This window comes from Streptococcus mitis, from assembly GCF_047459985.1.
In the GTDB taxonomy this organism is placed as follows: Bacteria; Bacillota; Bacilli; order Lactobacillales; family Streptococcaceae; genus Streptococcus; species Streptococcus mitis_DZ.
Map to the genome: position 1 here is coordinate 21,024 of NZ_JASHHD010000003.1, position 21,406 is coordinate 42,429.

Sequence of the window (21,406 nt, forward strand, 5' to 3'; positions counted from 1 at the left end):
CCACTCTTTAAGACCATCAAACATTCATTCAGCCAATAAAAAAGAAAGGATAGGTAAAAATATGGAACTTAAATTTGTGATTCCCAACATGGAAAAAACATTCGGCAATTTAGAATTTGCTGGCGAGGATAAAGTCGTTCAGCGAAGAATCAACGGACGGCTAACTGTCTTATCAAGAAGCTATAATCTCTATTCTGATGTTCAAAGAGCAGATGATATTGTGGTGGTGCTTCCTGCTGAAGCTGGCGAAAAACATTTCGGCTTTGAGGAACGTGTGAAGTTAGTCAATCCACGTATTACCGCAGAGGGCTACAAAATCGGCACTCGTGGTTTTACAAATTACCTTTTACATGCTGACGACATGATAAAAGAATAAAGAAAGAGAGGAAAAATGATGAGATTAGCAAATGGCATTGTATTAGATAAAGACACGACTTTTGGAGAATTGAAATTCTCTGCTCTACGTCGTGAAGTGAGAATCCAAAATGAAGACGGGTCGGTTTCAGATGAAATCAAGGAACGTACCTATGACTTAAAATCCAAAGGACAAGGACGCATGATTCAAGTAAGTATTCCTGCCAGCGTGCCTTTGAAAGAGTTTGATTATAACGCACGGGTGGAACTTATCAATCCCATTGCGGACACCGTTGCTACTGCCACCTATCAAGGAGCAGATGTTGACTGGTATATCAAGGCAGACGATATTGTGCTGACAAAGGATTCTAGTTCATTCAAAGCTCAACCACAAGCAAAGAAAGAACCGACACAAGACAAATAGTCGCTAGGTAGAAAGGAGACTTTTTCGCATGAAACAGCGTGGTAAAAGGATTCGCCCATCTGGTAAAGATTTAGTCTTTCATTTTACGATAGCGTCACTCCTGCCTGTTTTCCTGCTGGTTGTCGGACTGTTTCATGTGAAGACAATCCAGCAGATCAACTGGCAGGATTTTAACCTATCACAAGCAGATAAGATTGACATTCCCTATTTAATTATCAGTTTCAGTGTCGCAATTCTTATCTGCTTGCTGGTAGCGTTTGTATTCAAACGGGTTCGCTATGATACGGTTAAACAACTTTACCACCGTCAAAAACTGGCAAAGATGATACTTGAAAACAAGTGGTATGAATCTGAACAGGTCAAAACAGAGGGTTTCTTTAAAGATAGTGCTGGTCGTACAAAGGAAAAGATAACCTACTTCCCTAAAATGTATTATCGACTTAAAAATGGCTTGATACAGATACGGGTGGAAATCACGCTGGGAAAATATCAAGACCAACTCTTACACTTGGAAAAGAAATTAGAGAGTGGCTTGTACTGTGAGCTGACGGATAAAGAGTTAAAGGATTCCTATGTGGAATATACTTTGCTCTATGACACCATAGCCAGTCGTATTTCTATTGATGAAGTAGAAGCTAAAGATGGTAAACTTCGCTTAATGAAAAACGTATGGTGGGAATATGATAAGCTCCCTCATATGTTGATTGCTGGTGGTACAGGTGGCGGTAAAACTTACTTTATACTGACACTGATTGAAGCCTTGCTTCATACAGATTCAAAACTGTATATTCTTGACCCGAAAAATGCTGACCTTGCGGACTTAGGTTCTGTGATGGCAAATGTCTACTATAGAAAAGAAGACTTGCTTTCTTGCATTGAAACATTCTATGAAGAAATGATGAAACGTAGTGAGGAAATGAAGCAGATGAAGAACTATAAGACTGGCAAAAATTATGCTTACTTAGGTCTCCCGGCACACTTCTTAATCTTTGATGAATACGTCGCTTTCATGGAAATGCTGGGAACAAAAGAAAACACCGCAGTTATGAATAAGCTGAAACAGATTGTCATGTTAGGTCGTCAAGCTGGCTTCTTTCTAATACTGGCTTGTCAACGTCCAGACGCAAAATATTTAGGCGACGGAATCCGTGATCAGTTTAATTTCAGAGTGGCTTTAGGTCGTATGTCTGAAATGGGCTATGGCATGATGTTTGGCAGTGACGTACAAAAGGATTTCTTCTTAAAGCGAATCAAAGGTCGTGGCTATGTTGATGTAGGAACAAGTGTCATATCAGAGTTTTATACTCCCCTTGTACCAAAAGGATATGATTTCTTGGAGGAAATTAAAAAGTTATCCAACAGCAGACAGTCCACGCAGGCGACGTGCGAAGCGGAAGTCGCAGGTGTGGACTGATCTTGCTGGCTGGTGTGGCAATAGCCACGCCAGCACTTAACCCCCCGTATCTAACAGGGGGGTACAAATCGACAGGAAACAGTCAAAAAAACATTAGAAAATCCTTTGGTTACAAGGGATTTACAAAATTTCAGCGTATGTCAAATGGGCTTTAAAAGTTGACATACGCCTTTTTGATTGGAGGGATTTTTACTGAATGAACAAACTTGGTTACAGCATTTAAAAGAAAAACGCTTGGCTTATGGACTATCTCAAAACCGTTTAGCTGTTGCGACTGGTATTACAAGGCAGTATCTAAGCGATATTGAAACAGGAAAAGTCAAGCCATCAGAGGATTTACAGCAGTCCCTTTGGGAAGCTCTGGAACGCTTCAATCCCGACGCTCCCCTTGAAATGCTGTTTGATTATGTAAGGATTCGCTTTCCGACAACAGACGTACAGCAGGTGGTCGAAAACATCTTACAACTGAAACTGTCCTATTTTCTTCATGAGGACTATGGTTTCTATTCTTATTCAGAGCATTATGCTTTAGGCGACATATTCGTCCTTTGCTCCCATGAACTGGACAAAGGAGTTCTGGTGGAATTGAAAGGTCGTGGGTGCAGACAATTTGAAAGCTATCTTCTGGCACAACAAAGAAGCTGGTATGAGTTCTTTATGGACGTTTTGGTGGCTGGCGGTGTGATGAAACGCCTTGACCTTGCCATTAACGATAAGACAGGGATTTTGAATATCCCTGTACTCACTGAAAAGTGCCAACAGGAAGAATGTATCTCCGTCTTCCGCAGTTTTAAAAGCTATCGCAGTGGCGAACTGGTACGCAAAGAGGAAAAGGAATGTATGGGAAACACCCTCTATATCGGTTCATTACAAAGTGAAGTTTATTTCTGTATCTATGAAAAGGACTACGAGCAGTACAAGAAAAATGATATTCCCATTGAAGACGCAGAAGTAAAAAACCGTTTTGAGATTCGATTGAAAAATGAGCGTGCCTATTATGCAGTCCGTGATTTACTCGTCTATGACAATCCAGAGCATACCGCCTTTAAAATTATCAATCGGTATATCCGTTTTGTAGATAAAGACGATTCCAAACCTCGTTCTGATTGGAAACTGAATGAAGAATGGGCTTGGTTTATTGGGAACAATCGTGAACGATTAAAACTAACCACAAAACCAGAGCCTTACTCCTTCCAAAGGACGCTGAACTGGCTATCTCATCAAGTTGCCCCGACCTTAAAGGTTGCGATTAAACTTGATGAAATCAACCAGACGCAGGTTGTAAAAGACATTCTCGACCATGCGAAACTGACAGACCGACACAAGCAGATTTTGAAGCAACAGTCAGTAAAAGAACAGGACGTGATAACAACAAAAAAATAACTCAAATACAAATTCATTGAATATAGAGAGGAGAACATTTTTATGAATTTTGGACAAAACCTTTATAACTGGTTTCTATCAAACGCTCAATCACTGGTGCTTTTAGCAATCGTTGTGATTGGCTTGTATCTTGGCTTCAAGCGTGAGTTTAGCAAACTGATTGGCTTTTTAATTATTGCGATTATTGCGGTTGGCTTAGTCTTCAACGCTGCTGGAGTAAAAGACATTTTACTAGAGCTATTCAATCGCATTATTGGTGCTTAAATAAAACCGTTCTTTTGTGGAATATAAGTGGTTTTCTTATGTTCCGCAAAGGAATGGTACACCAAACGAAGTGCGGTAGGGATTTTTGAATCTCTACAAAGAAAGGACGTGAATATATGGACGATATGCAAGTCTATATTGCGAATTTAGGCAAATACAATGAGGGCGAATTGGTCGGTGCGTGGTTTACCTTTCCCATTGACTTTGAGGAAGTCAAAGAGAAAATCGGCTTGAATGATGAATATGAGGAATACGCCATTCATGACTACGAGTTACCCTTTACGGTTGACGAATACACTTCCATTGGCGAACTCAATCGACTATGGGAAATGGTATCGGAATTACCCGAAGAATTACAATCGGAGCTATCTGCTCTGCTCACTCATTTTTCAAGCATTGAAGAACTAAGCGAACATCAAGAGGATATTATCATTCATTCCGATTGTGATGATATGTATGACGTGGCACGCTACTACATTGAAGAAACGGGTGCTTTAGGCGAAGTACCAGCTAGTCTTCAAAACTATATTGATTATCAAGCCTATGGTCGGGATTTAGACCTTTCAGGAACGTTTATCTCAACCAATCATGGGATTTTTGAAATCGTCTATTAAATCTGTCGGTACATTACTACTGGCAGATTTTCTATTTTACGGGGTGGCTCAATCAGCTACCCCTATTTTTTATGAAAGGATTGATTACATGAAGAAAATACGAAGCTATACCAGTATCTGGTCTGTGGAAAAGGTACTGTATTCTATCAATGATTTTAGACTTCCGTTTCCCATAACCTTTACGCAAATGACATGGTTTGTCGTGTCACTCTTTGCAGTGATGATACTTGGCAACTTGCCCCCTCTTTCCATGATAGAGGGAGCATTTCTCAAATACTTTGGGATTCCTGTGGCTTTCACATGGTTTATGTCTACAAAAACTTTTGATGGTAAAAAGCCTTATGGATTTTTGAAGTCTGTCATTGCTTATGCACTGCGACCAAAGCTGACCTATGCAGGAAAAAAAGTAACGCTTGGCAGAAACCAGCCACAAGAAGCCATTACAGCAGTTAGGAGTGAATTTTATGGCATATCCAATTAAATACATTGAAAACAATCTCGTCTGGAATAAAGACGGGGAATGTTATGCTTACTATGAGCTTGTTCCTTACAATTACTCATTTCTAAGTCCAGAACAGAAAATACAAGTGCATGATTCTTTCAGACAGCTTATCGCACAAAATCGTGATGGCAAAATTCATGCTTTACAAATCAGTACAGAATCCAGCATACGTTCTGCACAAGAGCGTTCCAAAAATGAAGTCACTGGCAAGCTCAAAGCGGTTGCCTATGACAAAATCGACCAACAGACAGACGCTTTAATATCCATGATTGGCGAAAATCAAGTGAACTACCGTTTCTTTATCGGCTTTAAGTTGCTTCTCAACGATCAGGAGTTTTCTATGAAAAGTCTTACCGTTGAAGCAAAAAATGCTTTGTCTGATTTTGTCTATGATGTGAACCATAAGCTGATGGGCGATTTTGTTAGTATGAGTAATGATGAAATCCTGCGTTTTCAGAAGATGGAAAAGCTCTTAGAAAATAAAATCTCTCGTCGTTTCAAAATCCGCAGGTTAGATAAGGACGACTTCGGCTATCTGATTGAACACCTTTACGGACAGACAGGCACTGCCTATGAAGAGTATGAGTACCATCTATCAAAGAAAAAGCTGGATAATGAAACGCTGATTAAATACTATGACTTGATTAAGCCTACTCGCTGTTTGGTGGAAGAAAAACAGCGATATTTGAAAATCCAGCAGGAAGATGAAACCGTCTATGTAGCTTACTTTACCATTAACAGCATTGTCGGAGAACTGGACTTCCCGTCCTCTGAAATCTTCTACTACCAGCAACAGCAATTTACATTCCCGATTGATACGTCAATGAATGTGGAAATTGTAGCGAATCGTAAAGCCCTATCTACTGTCCGCAATAAAAAGAAAGAACTGAAAGACTTGGATAACCACGCTTGGCAAAGTGATAATGAAACCAGCTCCAATGTGGCGGAAGCTCTGGAAAGTGTGAATGAGCTGGAAACCAATTTAGACCAAAGCAAGGAATCTATGTACAAGCTGTCTTATGTGGTAAGGGTATCAGCAAATGATCTTGACGAACTCAAACGTCGTTGTAATGAAGTGAAAGATTTTTATGACGATTTAAGCGTAAAACTGGTACGACCATTTGGGGATATGCTCGGCTTACATGAAGAATTTTTACCTGCCAGCAAGCGTTATATGAATGATTATATTCAATACGTGACCTCTGATTTCCTCGCTGGTTTAGGTTTTGGTGCTACTCAAATGCTGGGGGAAAATGAGGGGATTTATGTTGGCTACAGCTTAGATACTGGACGCAATGTCTATCTGAAACCTGCTCTTGCCAGTCAAGGGGTTAAGGGTTCAGTAACCAATGCGTTAGCGTCGGCTTTTGTTGGTTCGCTGGGTGGTGGTAAATCCTTTGCGAATAACCTTATCGTCTATTATGCGGTGCTTTATGGGGCACAAGCAGTGATTGTAGACCCAAAAGCAGAACGTGGCAGATGGAAAGAAACCTTGCCAGAGATTTCCCATGAAATCAATATCGTCACTCTGACTTCTGATGAGAAAAACAAAGGCTTACTTGACCCTTATGTGATTATGAAAAATCCCAAAGATTCTGAATCACTGGCTATTGATATTCTGACATTCCTTACGGGGATTTCCTCTCGTGATGGGGAACGCTTCCCAATCCTTAGAAAAGCCATTCGTGCAGTAACCAATAGTGAAGTACGAGGGTTGATGAAAGTGATTGAGGAATTACGGGTTGAGAATACGCCACTAAGTACCAGTATAGCCGACCATATCGAAAGTTTTACAGACTATGACTTTGCACATTTATTATTCAGTAATGGTTATGTGGAGCAGTCTATCAGCTTAGAAAAACAACTGAACATTATACAGGTTGCGGACTTGGTACTTCCCGACAAGGAAACTTCCTTTGAGGAATATACCACTATGGAGCTTTTATCCGTTGCTATGCTGATTGTCATTAGTACCTTTGCTTTAGACTTTATCCATACAGACCGAAGCATTTTCAAGATTGTAGATTTAGACGAAGCATGGAGCTTTTTACAGGTAGCACAAGGAAAAACACTATCTATGAAGCTGGTTCGGGCTGGTCGTGCTATGAACGCTGGGGTATATTTCGTGACCCAAAATACAGACGACCTCTTAGATGAAAAACTGAAAAATAACCTCGGCTTAAAATTTGCATTTCGTTCCACTGACCTTAACGAGATTAAAAAGACCTTAGCCTTTTTTGGTGTAGACCCAGAGGACGAAAACAATCAGAAGCGATTGCGTGATTTGGAAAACGGGCAATGCCTTATCAGTGATTTATATGGTCGTGTCGGTGTGATACAGTTCCACCCTGTATTTGAAGAACTGCTCCATGCCTTTGATACCAGACCACCTGTGCGAAAAGAGGTGTAAATGTGAAACCATCAATAGTAAACAGAATAAAATCAAACTGGACGCTGAAACGTCTAGGTAAAGTGGCAATGACAGTGGCTTTCACACTTGTGATTGCCATTTTTCTTTTAGCCATGCTGGGAACGGTGGTTCAAGCTGCGGGCTTGGTAGATGATACGGTCAATGTGGCAAATGAATACAGCCGATACCCACTTGAAAACTATCAACTGGATTTTTATGTGGATAATAGCTGGGGCTGGCTTCCGTGGAACTGGTCGGACGGGATTGGAAAACAGGTCATGTATGGACTATATGCCATTACCAATTTTATTTGGACAATCAGTTTGTATGTTTCCAATGCGACAGGTTACTTAGTACAGGAAGCCTATTCCTTAGACTTCATTTCCGCTACAGCAGATTCCATTGGTAAGAATATGCAGACCTTAGCTGGTGTGAGTGCAAACGGATTTTCAACAGAGGGTTTCTATGTTGGATTCCTCTTACTCTTGATTTTGGTTCTTGGGGTTTATGTTGCCTATACGGGACTGATAAAGAGAGAAACCACAAAGGCAATTCATGCCATTATGAATTTTGTGCTGGTGTTTATCCTATCGGCTTCCTTTATTGCCTACGCTCCCGACTACATTAAAAAAATCAATGACTTTTCATCAGACATCAGTAATGCCAGTTTATCACTTGGCACGAAGATTGTCATGCCCCATTCCGATAGTCAAGGCAAGGACAGCGTGGACTTAATCAGAGATAGCCTGTTTTCCATACAGGTTCAGCAACCGTGGCTACTGCTTCAATACAACAGTTCAGACATTGAAAGTATCGGTATTGACCGTGTGGAAAGCCTGCTCTCCACCAGCCCAGATTCCAACAATGGCGAAGACAGAGAAAAAATTGTTGCGGAAGAAATTGAAGACAGAAGCAATACCAATCTAACCATTACAAAGACCATTAACCGTTTAGGTACAGTCTTCTTCCTATTTGTCTTCAATATTGGGATTTCCATATTTGTATTCCTATTAACAGGAATCATGATTTTCTCGCAGGTACTTTTTATCATCTATGCTATGTTTCTGCCTGTGAGCTTTATTTTAAGCATGATTCCATCATTTGATGGTATGTCAAAACGAGCCATAACAAAGCTCTTTAATACCATTTTGACACGAGCTGGAATCACATTGATTATTACGACAGCATTTAGTATTTCAACCATGCTCTATACCTTATCGGCTGGTTATCCGTTCTTTTTGATTGCTTTTCTACAGATTGTGACCTTTGCAGGAATCTACTTCAAGCTGGGCGATTTAATGAGTATGTTTTCTCTACAGAGTAACGATTCTCAAAGTGTGGGAAGTCGTGTGATGAGAAAACCTCGTATGCTTATGCACGCTCACATGCACCGTCTACAGCGGAAACTTGGACGTTCCATGACTACTCTAGGGGCTGGGTCTGCCATTGTTACAGGTAAAAAAGGACAGTCGGGTTCGGGGAGTTCTGCAAGGACACAAGCAGATCACTCCCGACCAGACGGAAAGGAAAAATCAACACTTGGAAAACGTATCGGTCAAACCATCGGTACAGTAGCTGATACCAAAGACAGAATGGTAGACACTGCTAGTGGTTTGAAAGAACAGGTTAAAGATTTGCCGACCAATGCAAGATATGCAGTATATCAAGGAAAATCCAAAGTAAAAGAGAATGTCCGTGATTTAACCAGTAGTATTTCTCAAACCAAAGCGGACAGAGCCAGTGGACGCAAGGAACAGCAGGAACAAAGGCGAAAAACCATTGCGAAGCGTCGCTCTGAAATGGAACAGGTCAAACAGAAAAAACAGCCTGCTTCTTCTGTTCATGAAAGACCGACTACAAGACAAGAACAATATCATGATGAACAGACCTCAAAACAGTCTAATATTCAGACTTCATATAAGGAATCTCAACAAGCCAAACAAGAGCGTCCAGCAGTTAAGTCCGATTTTTCAAGTCCAAAAGTGGAACGCCAAGGCAATACCGTTCAAGAAAAAACCGTTCAAAAGCCAGCAACTTCAACCACTACAGCAGATAGAACTTCACAACGTCCAATCACAAAAGAACGTCCGTCTACTGTTCAAAGAGTACCACTACAAAATACAAGAAGTAGACCACCAATCAAAACCGCCACCATTAAGAAAGTCGGTAAGAAACCATGAAGTTGAAAACTTTAGTGATTGGTGGTTCTGGATTATTCTTGATGGTCTTCTCACTGCTTCTGTTTGTTGCCATTTTATTTTCAGATGAACAGGACAGCGGAATTTCCAATATTCATTATGGAGGTGTGAATGTTTCCGCAGAAGTGCTGGCTCATAAGCCTATGGTAGAAAAATATGCCAAAGAATATGGCGTTGAAGAATATGTCAACATACTTCTTGCGATTATACAGGTGGAATCGGGCGGTACTGCGGAAGATGTTATGCAGTCCTCGGAATCCCTCGGTCTTCCACCTAATTCATTGAGTACAGAAGAATCCATTAAGCAAGGTGTGAAGTATTTCAGTGAATTATTAGCCAGTAGCGAAAGGCTCAGTGTAGATTTAGAATCGGTTATCCAGTCCTACAATTATGGTGGTGGTTTCTTAGGGTATGTGGCTAATCGTGGAAATAAATATACCTTTGAACTGGCTCAAAGTTTCTCAAAAGAGTATTCAGGTGGCGAAAAAGTGTCTTACCCCAATCCCATAGCCATACCTATCAATGGGGGCTGGCGATACAACTATGGCAATATGTTTTATGTGCAACTGGTAACGCAGTATCTTGTCACAACAGAGTTTGATGATGATACGGTACAAGCCATCATGGACGAAGCACTGAAATATGAGGGCTGGCGATACGTTTACGGTGGAGCTTCCCCGACTACTTCTTTTGATTGTAGCGGACTGACACAATGGACGTATGGAAAAGCTGGAATTAACTTACCACGAACCGCACAACAGCAATATGATGTGACCCAGCATATCCCACTATCGGAAGCACAAGCTGGCGATTTGGTTTTCTTTCATTCTACCTATAACGCTGGCTCTTATATTACTCATGTTGGGATATACCTTGGCAATAACCGTATGTTTCATGCAGGCGACCCAATCGGTTATGCCGACTTAACAAGCCCCTACTGGCAACAGCATTTAGTGGGAGCAGGACGAATCAAACAATGAGAAAGGAAGATTTAATGATGAAATTTAGAAAAAATCAGAATAAAGAAAAACAGATACCAAAGGAAAAGAAACCTCGTGTCTATAAGGTCAATCCTCATAAAAAGGTTGTGATTGCCTTGTGGGTACTTTTAGGGCTTAGTTTCAGCTTTGCGATATTCAAGCACTTTACAGCTATAGATACTCATACTATTCACGAAACAACTATCATAGAAAAGGAATACGTTGATACTCATCATGTAGAAAATTTTGTAGAGAACTTTGCGAAAGTCTACTATTCATGGGAGCAATCCGATAAGTCCATTGATAATCGAATGGAAAGTCTAAAAGGCTATCTGACAGATGAACTTCAAGCTCTCAATGTTGATACAGTACGCAAAGATATTCCTGTATCGTCTTCTGTAAGAGGATTTCAGATATGGACGGTAGAGCCAACTGGCGACAATGAGTTTAATGTAACCTACAGTGTAGACCAGCTCATTACAGAGGGAGAAAATACAAAGACCGTCCACTCTGCTTATATAGTGAGTGTCTATGTAGATGGTTCTGGAAATATGGTACTGGTTAAGAATCCGACCATTACCAACATACCTAAGAAATCAAGTTATAAACCAAAAGCCATTGAAAGTGAGGGGACGGTTGATTCCATTACAACCAATGAAATCAATGAGTTTTTAACGACGTTCTTCAAGCTCTATCCTACAGCGACAGCCAGTGAACTTTCCTACTATGTGAATGACGGGATATTAAAACCAATCGGAAAAGAGTACATCTTTCAAGAACTGGTAAATCCTATTCACAATCGTAAGGATAATCAAGTCACGGTATCGCTGACAGTGGAGTATATCGACCAGCAGACCAAAGCAACGCAGGTATCTCAATTTGATTTGGTACTTGAAAAGAACGGGAGTAATTGGAAGATTATAGAATAACAAATATTGGTACATTATTACAGCTATTTTGTAATCACGTACTCTCTTTGATAAAAAATTGGAGATTCCTTTACAAATATGCTCTTACGTGCTATAATTTAAGTATCTATTTAAAAGGAGTTAATAAATATGCGGCAAGGTATTCTTAAATAAACTGTCAATTTGATAGTGGGAACAAATAATTGGATGTCCTTTTTTAGGAGGGCTTAGTTTTTTGTACCCAGTTTAAGAATACCTTTATCATGTGATTCTAAAGTATCCGGAGAATATCTGTATGCTTTGTATGCCTATGGTTATGCATAAAAATCCCAGTGATAAGAGTATTTATCACTGGGATTTTTATGCCCTTTTGGGCTTTTGAATGGAGGAAAATCACATGAAAATTATTAATATTGGAGTTTTAGCTCATGTTGATGCGGGAAAAACTACCTTAACAGAAAGCTTATTATATAACAGTGGAGCGATTACAGAATTAGGAAGCGTGGACAAAGGTACAACGAGGACGGATAATACGCTTTTAGAACGTCAGAGAGGAATTACAATTCAGACAGGAATAACCTCTTTTCAGTGGGAAAATACGAAGGTGAACATCATAGACACGCCAGGACATATGGATTTCTTAGCAGAAGTATATCGTTCATTATCAGTTTTAGATGGGGCAATTCTACTGATTTCTGCAAAAGATGGCGTACAAGCACAAACTCGTATATTATTTCATGCACTTAGGAAAATGGGGATTCCCACAATCTTTTTTATCAATAAGATTGACCAAAATGGAATTGATTTATCAACGGTTTATCAGGATATTAAAGAGAAACTTTCTGCCGAAATTGTAATCAAACAGAAGGTAGAACTGTATCCTAATATGTGTGTGACGAACTTTACCGAATCTGAACAATGGGATACGGTAATAGAGGGAAACGATGACCTTTTAGAGAAATATATGTCCGGTAAATCATTAGAAGCATTGGAACTCGAACAAGAGGAAAGCATAAGATTTCATAATTGTTCCCTGTTCCCTGTTTATCACGGAAGTGCAAAAAACAATATAGGGATTGATAACCTTATAGAAGTGATTACGAATAAATTTTATTCATCAACACATCGAGGTCAGTCTGAACTTTGCGGAAATGTTTTCAAAATTGAATATACAAAAAAAAGACAACGTCTTGCATATATACGCCTTTATAGTGGAGTACTACATTTACGAGATTCGGTTAGAGTATCAGAAAAAGAAAAAATAAAAGTTACAGAAATGTATACTTCAATAAATGGTGAATTATGTAAGATTGATAGAGCTTATTCTGGAGAAATTGTTATTTTGCAAAATGAGTTTTTGAAGTTAAATAGTGTTCTTGGAGATACAAAACTATTGCCACAGAGAAAAAAGATTGAAAATCCGCACCCTCTACTACAAACAACTGTTGAACCGAGTAAACCTGAACAGAGAGAAATGTTGCTTGATGCCCTTTTGGAAATCTCAGATAGTGATCCGCTTCTACGATATTACGTGGATTCTACGACACATGAAATTATACTTTCTTTCTTAGGGAAAGTACAAATGGAAGTGATTAGTGCACTGTTGCAAGAAAAGTATCATGTGGAGATAGAACTAAAAGAGCCTACAGTCATTTATATGGAGAGACCGTTAAAAAATGCAGAATATACCATTCACATCGAAGTGCCGCCAAATCCTTTCTGGGCTTCCATTGGTTTATCTGTATCACCGCTTCCGTTGGGAAGTGGAATGCAGTATGAGAGCTCGGTTTCTCTTGGATACTTAAATCAATCATTTCAAAATGCAGTTATGGAAGGGATACGCTATGGTTGCGAACAAGGATTGTATGGTTGGAATGTGACGGACTGTAAAATCTGTTTTAAGTATGGCTTATACTATAGCCCTGTTAGTACCCCAGCAGATTTTCGGATGCTTGCTCCTATTGTATTGGAACAAGTCTTAAAAAAAGCTGGAACAGAATTGTTAGAGCCATATCTTAGTTTTAAAATTTATGCGCCACAGGAATATCTTTCACGAGCATACAACGATGCTCCTAAATATTGTGCGAACATCGTAGACACTCAATTGAAAAATAATGAGGTCATTCTTAGTGGAGAAATCCCTGCTCGGTGTATTCAAGAATATCGTAGTGATTTAACTTTCTTTACAAATGGACGTAGTGTTTGTTTAACAGAGTTAAAAGGGTACCATGTTACTACCGGTGAACCTGTTTGCCAGCCCCGTCGTCCAAATAGTCGGATAGATAAAGTACGATATATGTTCAATAAAATAACTTAGTGTATTTTATGTTGTTATATAAATATGGTTTCTTGTTAAATAAGATGAAATATTTTTTAATAAAGATTTGAATTAAAGTGTAAAGGAGGAGATAGTTATTATAAACTACAAGTGGATATTGTGTCCTGTATGTGGAAATAAAACACGATTAAAGATAAGGGAAGATACTGAATTAAAAAAATTCCCCCTCTATTGTCCGAAATGCAGACAAGAAAATTTAATTGAAATAAAGCAGTTCAAAGTAACTGTGATTACAGAGCCAGACGCAAAGACGCAGAGCCGATAAAATGAGATTAATACAATCTCATTTTATCGGCTCTTTCCGTTATGTATGGATTCTTTTAATTAGTCTTCGATGTTTCTTGCTTCGTTGATACCGCTGGCTAAAGATTCCATTAAGGATAGTTCTTTGTCTGTAAAGCTATCCATGTATTTCTCTATCTGTAATCGTCGGGTGCTTTTTACCAAGTTATTAGCAGGTAAGAAAAATTCATCAACGGAAACATGAAGTAACGATACAAGGTCATAAAGAACTTGTATGCTGGGGTGTTGCCCTTTATTTTCAATATTAGTTAAGTACCGTGGGTCAATTTCAATCAATGCTCCCACTTGTTCACGAGTTAAACCTCGTTTCAATCGAGCTTCTTTAATGGCTAAACCAAAGGCTCTAAAATCATATTTATCTTCTTTTTTACGCATAGTAGACCACCTCTATACATTTTATTGTTCCTACTGAATTAAAAACAGGTATAGAAAAACGTGTTATATGGTTTATAGGTTTATATTTAATAAAAAGCACTACTAAACGCCAATAAAAAAAACCGTTATATGGTAGTGCTATTTACGCTGTTAAAATATTGTATATTACTTCCAAATGGCGGTTTGTTGGAGGTCAACGTCGCCATGAAGTACATCATATACAATAAATTTCCTTACATTGGGTTCTTGTCAAAAAAAGTCGTCTATCTGCAATAGATAAGTACGTCCACCAATGTGGTTTTATAAATCATATAGATAGAATAACAGAAGCATGTAAACAGAGAAATAAATCTGTTTATATGCTTTTTTGGCTATTCAGAACTTTTTTACAAAGTTTATTTATCAGTAATGCAACAAATCCCCCTTTCACATTGGGACTAAGAGTGAAAGGAGATAAACGAGCAAGGCTCACTTCCTTTCCTAGACAGAAAGGGGGTGAGAAACATGAAACCATCTTCTTTTCAGACCACAATAGAAAATCAGTTTGACTATATCTGTAAACGTGCTATGGAAGACGAGCGAAAGAATTATATGCTTTATCTTTCAAGGATTGCAAAGCGTGAGGTGTCCTTTTCGGATGTTGGCGATTATCTTGTTAGCCAGTTTGCGACAACAGATAACTATTCAACTGACTTTCAGATTTTTACACTCAATGGGTTATCAGTAGGCGTTGAAAATGATTTGTTGAGTGAAGCATTACGTGAGTTGCCAGACAAGAAACGTGAAATTCTACTGCTGTTTTACTTTATGGACATGAGCGATTCAGAAATTGCAGACCTGTTGAAATTGAACCGTTCTACTGTCTATCGGCATAGAACCAGTGGACTAGCCTTAATTAAAAAGTTTATGGAGGAATTTGAAGAATGAAAACACAATATCCTATGATTCCCTTTCCTCTCATTGTAAAGGCAACAGATGGCGATACCGAAGCGATTAACCAGATTCTACATCATTACAGAGGGTACATAACGAAGCGTTCCCTACGACTTATGAAAGATGAATATGGCAATCAAAGTATGGTCGTTGATGAAGTCTTACGTGGAAGAATGGAAACCAGACTGATTACAAAGATTTTGTCATTTGAAATTAAGTAATATCCTCTCTCCTTTCGTGGAAGCGTGCTAAACCATTCCACGCTTCCCGAACAGGGAGGTTTGTTATTCCACCAAAGCATATTGAGCTTTCAATGTGTTTTGATAGGCTAACGAGCCATTGTTCTTTGAAAACTGAATAAAAGTAATCGAATACGTTTCGATAAGAAAAGAGCCAACGGAACTAACCGCCATGACCTATCTTATAAAGATAGCGAGCGATTCATGTTAGTGATCCGAGAAGCAATCTTTAGCAGGATTGCCTGCAACGACATTCTTATCGTGATAATGATACTCCCATACAGTCAATAGTCCGAGCGTGATAAAACCGTCGCAGGCAATGAGTATGGCTACATGAGAACCATGCAGGGGTGGAACTCCCGTGAGCTTTGCTAAAGCTGTTCGATTGCTGGTAAAACAACTTTTATGAAATCCAAATAAGTGATTTGGAAAGGAGGATTTTATGAAGCAGACTGACATTCCTATTTGGGAACGTTATACCCTAACCATTGAAGAAGCGTCAAAATATTTTCGTATTGGCGAAAACAAGCTACGACGCTTGGCAGAGGAAAATAAAAATGCAAATTGGCTGATTATGAATGGCAATCGTATTCAGATTAAACGAAAACAATTTGAAAAAATTATAGATACATTGGACGCAATCTAGCGTCGCCAAAGGGTCTTGTATATGATAAAATAGTATTAAGTCGTATCAAGGCTCTTTCCATAAAGGAAAGGAGCAAATGCCATGTCAGAAAAAAGACGTGACAATAAAGGTCGAATCTTAAAGACTGGAGAGAGCCAACGAAAAGACGGAAGATACTTATACAAATATATAGATTCATTTGGAGAACCGCAATTTGTTTACTCGTGGAAACTTGTGGCTACAGACCGAGTACCAGCAGGAAAGCGTGATTGTATCTCACTTAGAGAGAAAATCGCAGAGTTACAGAAAGACATTCATGATGGTATTGATGTTGTAGGAAAGAAAATGACACTCTGCCAGCTTTACGCAAAACAGAACGCTCAAAGACCAAAGGTTAGAAAAAACACTGAAACTGGACGCAAATATCTTATGGATATTTTGAAGAAAGACAAGTTAGGTGTAAGAAGTATTGACAGTATTAAGCCATCAGACGCTAAAGAATGGGCTATTAGAATGAGTGAAAATGGTTATGCTTATCAAACCATCAATAACTACAAACGTTCTTTAAAGGCTTCATTCTATATTGCTATACAAGATGATTGTGTTCGGAAGAATCCATTTGACTTTCAACTGAAAGCAGTTCTTGATGATGATACTGTCCCTAAGACCGTACTAACAGAAGAACAGGAAGAAAAACTGTTAGCCTTTGCAAAAGCTGATAAAACCTACAGCAAAAATTATGATGAAATTCTGATACTCTTAAAAACAGGTCTTCGTATTTCAGAGTTTGGTGGTTTGACACTTCCAGATTTAGATTTTGAGAATCGTCTTGTCAATATAGACCATCAGCTATTGAGAGATACTGAAATTGGGTACTACATTGAAACACCAAAGACCAAAAGTGGCGAACGTCAAGTTCCTATGGTTGAAGAAGCCTATCAAGCATTTAAGCGAGTGTTAGCGAATCGAAAGAATGATAAGCGTGTTGAGATTGATGGATATAGTGATTTCCTCTTTCTTAATAGAAAGAACTATCCAAAAGTGGCAAGTGATTACAACGGCATGATGAAAGGTCTTGTTAAGAAATACAATAAGTATAACGAGGATAAATTGCCACACATCACTCCACATAGTTTGCGACATACATTCTGTACCAACTATGCAAATGCAGGAATGAATCCAAAGGCATTACAGTACATTATGGGACATGCTAATATAGCCATGACGCTGAACTATTACGCACATGCAACATTCGATTCTGCAATGGCAGAAATGAAACGCTTGAATAAAGAGAAGCAACAGGAGCGTCTTGTTGCTTAGTAGTACAAATGAATTTACTACTTATTTACCACTTCTGACAGCTAAGACATGAGGAAATATGCAAAGAAACGTGAAGTATCTTCCTACAGTAAAAATACTCGAAAGCACATAGAATAAGGCTTTACGAGCATTTAAGAAAATATAAAAAGATAATTAGAAATTTATACTTTGTTTATTTGAAAAAACAGTAAGAAAGCGTAAAAAATCAATTCCTGTACTAGCGTGTAATTGAAATTTTTTAGTTTTGGCGTTAGAACTGTTTCCTCAGTCCTAGCCCCTTCTCTTTTTGATAAGTATGCTTGGCAGAAAGTAGTTTGTAAATGATTCTGAGAATCTTATGAGCATAAGCAATGACGGCCTTCATCTTGCTTACTCTTTGGGAAATTCGATTATAAAAAAAAGAAAAAGCTGGATCCTTGGAATGTGCTGCAATTAATCCCGACATGGTCAAAGCCTGTTTTATTTAGCGATTTCCTTGCGTGATGTGTGAGGATTTTTTAATGCCAGCACTATAGGCTAAACATCTTTTTCTGTCATGAGTTAGCAGGCTCTGCCTGCTTAGAGTTTTACATATGCTACTATCTTCGTTATAGCTAACTTAAATTCTCATTTATTAAGTATACCTAAGTTTTATGTTTAAATTTTGTATAGAATAGTTGTATCACTTATCAAAGCTATGTTTACGCTTTCAATCAAGCCTCATTTATGATACTATTATGGTAATAGAAAAAAATTCTTAGTTCGCTGAAGACCTTTATTCGAGATTCAGAGGAAATGGAAATTTTATCCATAAAAAATACGTTTCATAAGTTACTTACTTAATATTAATAGAAATCCAATATTGTATAATTAAATCAAAGATGACACTGGAATCAGGAGGATTTATTATGGTTAATAATGTAGCTGTTAAAGTCTCAAACCTTTCAAAAGAATTTTTGTTAGGGCAAGACAAAACTGTCTCTATTTTGAAAGATGTTTCTTTATCTGTCAATTATGGGGAATTTGTATCAATACTTGGTATCAGTGGTTCTGGAAAGTCTACTTTGCTAAGTTGCTTATCAAGTTTATCTGAACCAACAAGTGGCGAAGTTGTTATCAATGGTATAAATCCATATACCTTAAAAGAAGGGAAGCTTGCTAAATTTAGAAGGCAAGATATTGCAATTATTTTTCAAAACTATAATCTGGTACCCGCTCTACCTGTACTAGAAAATGTTACACTTCCTCTGAGACTCTCAGGAAAGAGTGTTGATAGAAATAAAGTAAAAAAAATGTTGGATAGTTTGAATTTTAAAGCAGAACTATCATCATTAGTTGCTACCTTATCAGGTGGAGAACAGCAAAAAGTGGCTATTACTCGTGCAATAATAGCTGATAGTAAAATTATTTTTGCTGATGAGCCAACAGGAGCTCTGGACAGCGTCTCAAGAAAACTTATTTTTGAAACACTTCGTAATTTAGCGAGTCAAGGAAAATGTGTGTTTATGGTCACTCATGATATTGAGTTGGCTTCAAAAACTGACAGAGCACTCATTTTAAAAGACGGAAAAATATCTCAACAAATTATTAAACCTTCAGCTGATGAGCTCTACCAAGCACTTGAAAGTAGTAAAGATTAATTTGAGGAGGTTTTATTATGCTAAAATTAATCATTTACCAATTTCAGTACTCAAAAAGACAATGGTTAGGAACAATACCATTACTATTTGTATCTAGCCTGATTGTTGGAACATCTTTATTTGGTATTGCTAGTTCAATAAATACTGCTAATATTAACGCTTCACAACTTTTTCAAATGCTAATAATTTTTGGAGGGACTACTTTATTTTTCCTTATTTCAAATAATATAAGGCTGCTAATAGATATCTTTAAAAAGGATTACCAATTATGGGCTACCCTAGGCGCAAGCAGAACTCAACTATCTTTACTAGTATCTGGACAGTTTTATTTAATGGCAGTGATTGTTAGTAGTATTGGTACAATACTTTCATTTTTTGTGACAGATAGTTACTACAAATTTTTACAAAATTTATTAGGAAGAGATGAGTTACCTGATTTAGTTATTACAGCCAACATTCAATCAATTTTATTGAGTGTTTTCATAGTCCCAACAATTGTCGGGATAGGGGCTTACTTTTATTCAAGTCGTATACTTAAAATATCATCAATATTAAAACCAAAAAAGAAAAAAAGAAAAGTTACAGTAACTGGTTTTGTTAACATCTCTGTTCGTTTAATCCTATGGTTACTATGTATAGGTTTGATTGTTTCAGCAAGTTTTAGCAGAAATAAAGAAATAATTTCAACACAGTCAAGCATAATATTATTTTTATTAATTATTCACATCCTTATTATTCAATCACTATCTCCATCAATTCAAGTGTTTCTAATAAAATTTTTAATGAGGATATTTCCAACTGAAAATTATGTAATCAATACAGGCTTTTGGAATCTACTATCCAATCCTAGTTATTTGAAAAGTATACAAACTTCAATGAGCATGGGAGTAACTCTCATTTCTGGGTTTATTCTTTACACCCAAAATATGTATTCATTCATGAATAAAGCAAACGGTGTACTCGAAGCAAGAGCTTCCTTTATTGCTTATCTGTCTGCTCCAATTATTCTGATTATTACTAGTTCTATTTCTCTTACAATTTTATCTTCTAATAAAGATATTGAAGACATTAAACAGTTAAATACACTGGGAGTGTCAAGATCACAACTTTTTAAAATACGTATAGGCGAGGCACTAATACATTCGGTGTTAATTTTATTAGTATCAGTAATTTTCAATTTAATTATTTTAATTTTAGTTAGCTTTATTGGCCAACTTTTAGGCCAAAGTGTAGTAGATATATCGGGTTTTTGGCAACCGAGTCTTATAGTTATTTCTTTGTTAGTTGTTTTTTATAGTATTACAAAGGGATTCTATATATTTCGAGATAGATAAATTGGAATAGTTACTGATTCAAAAGAATACAGACACGTTTCAATCATGACTTCCATTATAAAAACCTCCTGTTAACTATTTGAACAATAGAACAAGAGGCTACTAGTAAGATATTTTCATGCTCAAGGCATATTCGAGTTATCTCATGACTCTTGTTCATGCAGTTTTACATACAGGCTAGGAAAAACCCTATTAAAGATCACGGATTGGTATTGTTCACCTTCATTATAGGCTAAACATCTTTTTCTGTCATGAGTTAGCAGGCTCTGCCTGATTAGAGTTTTACATGTAATCTATTTTAATAGTAATGTTTTATCATTTTCAGGAGAACGCAGTTTTGGCTCGTTCTCTTTTTTGTTGTGATACTTCTTTCAAGGAATATTTGGTAGGATTGGAGTGAAAAAAGATTAACTAAGAAAGAAGGAAGTATATGGAAGCCATTTATCAACGTGATTCGGATCAAGATGGATTAACTGATGCTCAAGAATTGGCGCTAGGAACCAATCCCCTTAGCGCAGATTCTGATGGTGATGGACGTTCAGATTTAGTGGAAATAGAAGAAGGAACCAATCCCTTAGAAAAGGATTTACAAGACATAGACCAAACAAGTATCACTGAACCGTCCTCAGTATTTATGGAAATGAAACAAAAGATTTCAGATATGATGGAGAGTCACTACAAGGAATTTATACAGGCTCTGATTAGTATTGAAACAGGGATTGAAAACCAACAAGACCTAGAAGACTTATATACTTACTACATGAGAACGGATGCCGTTTCTCTTTTATCTAGTGATTTAGAAATCAGTCCTCAAGAGGTTGAAATGGAGATAGAGTTGTAGGGGAATCATGTGATTCTCCTATTTTCGT

23 protein-coding genes and 1 pseudogene are annotated in these 21,406 nt (G+C 37.8%); 22 read left to right on the top strand and 2 right to left on the bottom strand.

The window, feature by feature from the left end; all coding sequences use genetic code 11:
• Window positions 1-61: 61 nt before the first annotated feature.
• From QM959_RS03160 to QM959_RS03230, 15 genes and pseudogenes are all read left to right on the top strand, one after another.
• Window positions 62-376: a YdcP family protein gene (locus tag QM959_RS03160; protein WP_000420682.1), complete on the top strand. Its 315-nt coding sequence runs from the start codon at window positions 62-64 to the stop codon at window positions 374-376.
• 15 nt (window positions 377-391) lie between these two features.
• Complete coding sequence (locus tag QM959_RS03165; RefSeq protein ID WP_000985015.1) at window positions 392-778, top strand: YdcP family protein; 387 nt, start codon at window positions 392-394, stop codon at window positions 776-778.
• A 28-nt stretch (window positions 779-806) separates the two neighbouring features.
• Window positions 807-2,192 (top strand): FtsK/SpoIIIE domain-containing protein, encoded by a 1,386-nt coding sequence (locus QM959_RS03170; protein ID WP_000813488.1) that lies wholly within the window; start codon window positions 807-809, stop codon window positions 2,190-2,192.
• A gap of 2 nt (window positions 2,193-2,194) precedes the next feature.
• A complete protein-coding gene (locus QM959_RS03175; protein ID WP_000879507.1) occupies window positions 2,195-2,347 on the top strand; it encodes a hypothetical protein in 153 nt (50 codons plus the stop codon).
• A gap of 22 nt (window positions 2,348-2,369) precedes the next feature.
• Window positions 2,370-3,575 carry a MobT family relaxase gene (mobT, locus tag QM959_RS03180; protein ID WP_000398284.1) on the top strand — a complete coding sequence of 402 codons (1,206 nt, stop codon included), beginning with the start codon at window positions 2,370-2,372 and terminating at the stop codon, window positions 3,573-3,575.
• Between the two features lie 42 nt (window positions 3,576-3,617).
• Complete coding sequence (locus QM959_RS03185; RefSeq protein ID WP_001009056.1) at window positions 3,618-3,839, top strand: hypothetical protein; 222 nt, start codon at window positions 3,618-3,620, stop codon at window positions 3,837-3,839.
• Window positions 3,840-3,955: 116 nt separating this feature from the next.
• A complete protein-coding gene (locus QM959_RS03190; RefSeq protein ID WP_000342539.1) occupies window positions 3,956-4,453 on the top strand; it encodes an antirestriction protein ArdA in 498 nt (165 codons plus the stop codon).
• 88 nt (window positions 4,454-4,541) lie between these two features.
• Complete coding sequence (locus tag QM959_RS03195) at window positions 4,542-4,934, top strand: conjugal transfer protein (RefSeq protein WP_000723888.1); 393 nt, start codon at window positions 4,542-4,544, stop codon at window positions 4,932-4,934.
• Window positions 4,918-7,365: an ATP-binding protein gene (locus QM959_RS03200; RefSeq protein WP_000331160.1), complete on the top strand. Its 2,448-nt coding sequence runs from the start codon at window positions 4,918-4,920 to the stop codon at window positions 7,363-7,365. Before QM959_RS03195 ends, QM959_RS03200 begins: the two co-directional genes overlap by 17 nt.
• 2 nt (window positions 7,366-7,367) lie before the next feature.
• On the top strand, window positions 7,368-9,545 hold the full coding sequence (locus QM959_RS03205; RefSeq protein WP_000804748.1) for a CD3337/EF1877 family mobilome membrane protein: 2,178 nt from the start codon (window positions 7,368-7,370) through the stop codon (window positions 9,543-9,545).
• Entirely contained in the window at window positions 9,542-10,543 is a 1,002-nt protein-coding gene (locus tag QM959_RS03210) for a lysozyme family protein (protein WP_000769868.1), read from the top strand. Before QM959_RS03205 ends, QM959_RS03210 begins: the two co-directional genes overlap by 4 nt.
• A complete protein-coding gene (locus tag QM959_RS03215; protein WP_001224318.1) occupies window positions 10,540-11,472 on the top strand; it encodes a conjugal transfer protein in 933 nt (310 codons plus the stop codon). The genes QM959_RS03210 and QM959_RS03215 overlap by 4 nt, the downstream gene beginning before the upstream one ends.
• A 313-nt stretch (window positions 11,473-11,785) precedes the next feature.
• Window positions 11,786-11,833 (top strand): annotated as a pseudogene (locus QM959_RS03220) (hypothetical protein); the annotation flags it as partial.
• 15 nt (window positions 11,834-11,848) lie between these two features.
• A complete protein-coding gene (gene tet(M) / locus QM959_RS03225) occupies window positions 11,849-13,768 on the top strand; it encodes a tetracycline resistance ribosomal protection protein Tet(M) (protein WP_206284113.1) in 1,920 nt (639 codons plus the stop codon).
• A gap of 118 nt (window positions 13,769-13,886) precedes the next feature.
• Window positions 13,887-14,054 carry a cysteine-rich KTR domain-containing protein gene (locus QM959_RS03230; protein ID WP_000336323.1) on the top strand — a complete coding sequence of 56 codons (168 nt, stop codon included), beginning with the start codon at window positions 13,887-13,889 and terminating at the stop codon, window positions 14,052-14,054.
• 59 nt (window positions 14,055-14,113) lie between these two features.
• Here QM959_RS03230 and QM959_RS03235 read toward each other — a convergent pair whose 3' ends face one another.
• Window positions 14,114-14,467: a helix-turn-helix transcriptional regulator gene (locus QM959_RS03235; RefSeq protein WP_001227347.1), complete on the bottom strand. Its 354-nt coding sequence runs from the start codon at window positions 14,465-14,467 to the stop codon at window positions 14,114-14,116.
• A gap of 504 nt (window positions 14,468-14,971) precedes the next feature.
• Here QM959_RS03235 and QM959_RS03240 point away from each other — a divergent pair.
• Both QM959_RS03240 and QM959_RS03245 read left to right on the top strand, forming a co-directional pair.
• Window positions 14,972-15,394 (top strand): sigma-70 family RNA polymerase sigma factor, encoded by a 423-nt coding sequence (locus QM959_RS03240; protein WP_000804885.1) that lies wholly within the window; start codon window positions 14,972-14,974, stop codon window positions 15,392-15,394.
• Window positions 15,391-15,621, top strand: coding sequence for a helix-turn-helix domain-containing protein (locus QM959_RS03245; protein ID WP_000857133.1), 231 nt, complete (start codon window positions 15,391-15,393; stop codon window positions 15,619-15,621). The genes QM959_RS03240 and QM959_RS03245 overlap by 4 nt, the downstream gene beginning before the upstream one ends.
• 225 nt (window positions 15,622-15,846) lie before the next feature.
• Here QM959_RS03245 and QM959_RS03250 read toward each other — a convergent pair whose 3' ends face one another.
• Window positions 15,847-16,098 (bottom strand): hypothetical protein, encoded by a 252-nt coding sequence (locus tag QM959_RS03250; RefSeq protein ID WP_001845478.1) that lies wholly within the window; start codon window positions 16,096-16,098, stop codon window positions 15,847-15,849.
• On the opposite strand from QM959_RS03250, the gene QM959_RS03255 reads away from it, so the two are divergent.
• The 5 genes from QM959_RS03255 to QM959_RS03275 all read left to right on the top strand — a co-directional run bounded on the left by QM959_RS03255 (window position 16,082) and on the right by QM959_RS03275 (window position 21,378).
• Window positions 16,082-16,285, top strand: a complete 204-nt coding sequence (locus QM959_RS03255; RefSeq protein WP_000814511.1) for an excisionase — start codon at window positions 16,082-16,084, stop codon at window positions 16,283-16,285. The genes QM959_RS03250 and QM959_RS03255 overlap by 17 nt on opposite strands.
• A gap of 81 nt (window positions 16,286-16,366) precedes the next feature.
• On the top strand, window positions 16,367-17,584 hold the full coding sequence (locus tag QM959_RS03260; protein ID WP_001291561.1) for a tyrosine-type recombinase/integrase: 1,218 nt from the start codon (window positions 16,367-16,369) through the stop codon (window positions 17,582-17,584).
• Window positions 17,585-18,471: 887 nt separating this feature from the next.
• Window positions 18,472-19,203 carry an ABC transporter ATP-binding protein gene (locus QM959_RS03265; protein WP_303404959.1) on the top strand — a complete coding sequence of 244 codons (732 nt, stop codon included), beginning with the start codon at window positions 18,472-18,474 and terminating at the stop codon, window positions 19,201-19,203.
• Window positions 19,204-19,220: 17 nt separating this feature from the next.
• Complete coding sequence (locus QM959_RS03270; RefSeq protein ID WP_070586796.1) at window positions 19,221-20,537, top strand: beta-carotene 15,15'-monooxygenase; 1,317 nt, start codon at window positions 19,221-19,223, stop codon at window positions 20,535-20,537.
• 430 nt (window positions 20,538-20,967) lie between these two features.
• Complete coding sequence (locus QM959_RS03275; protein WP_014713375.1) at window positions 20,968-21,378, top strand: thrombospondin type 3 repeat-containing protein; 411 nt, start codon at window positions 20,968-20,970, stop codon at window positions 21,376-21,378.
• Window positions 21,379-21,406 lie beyond the last annotated feature (28 nt).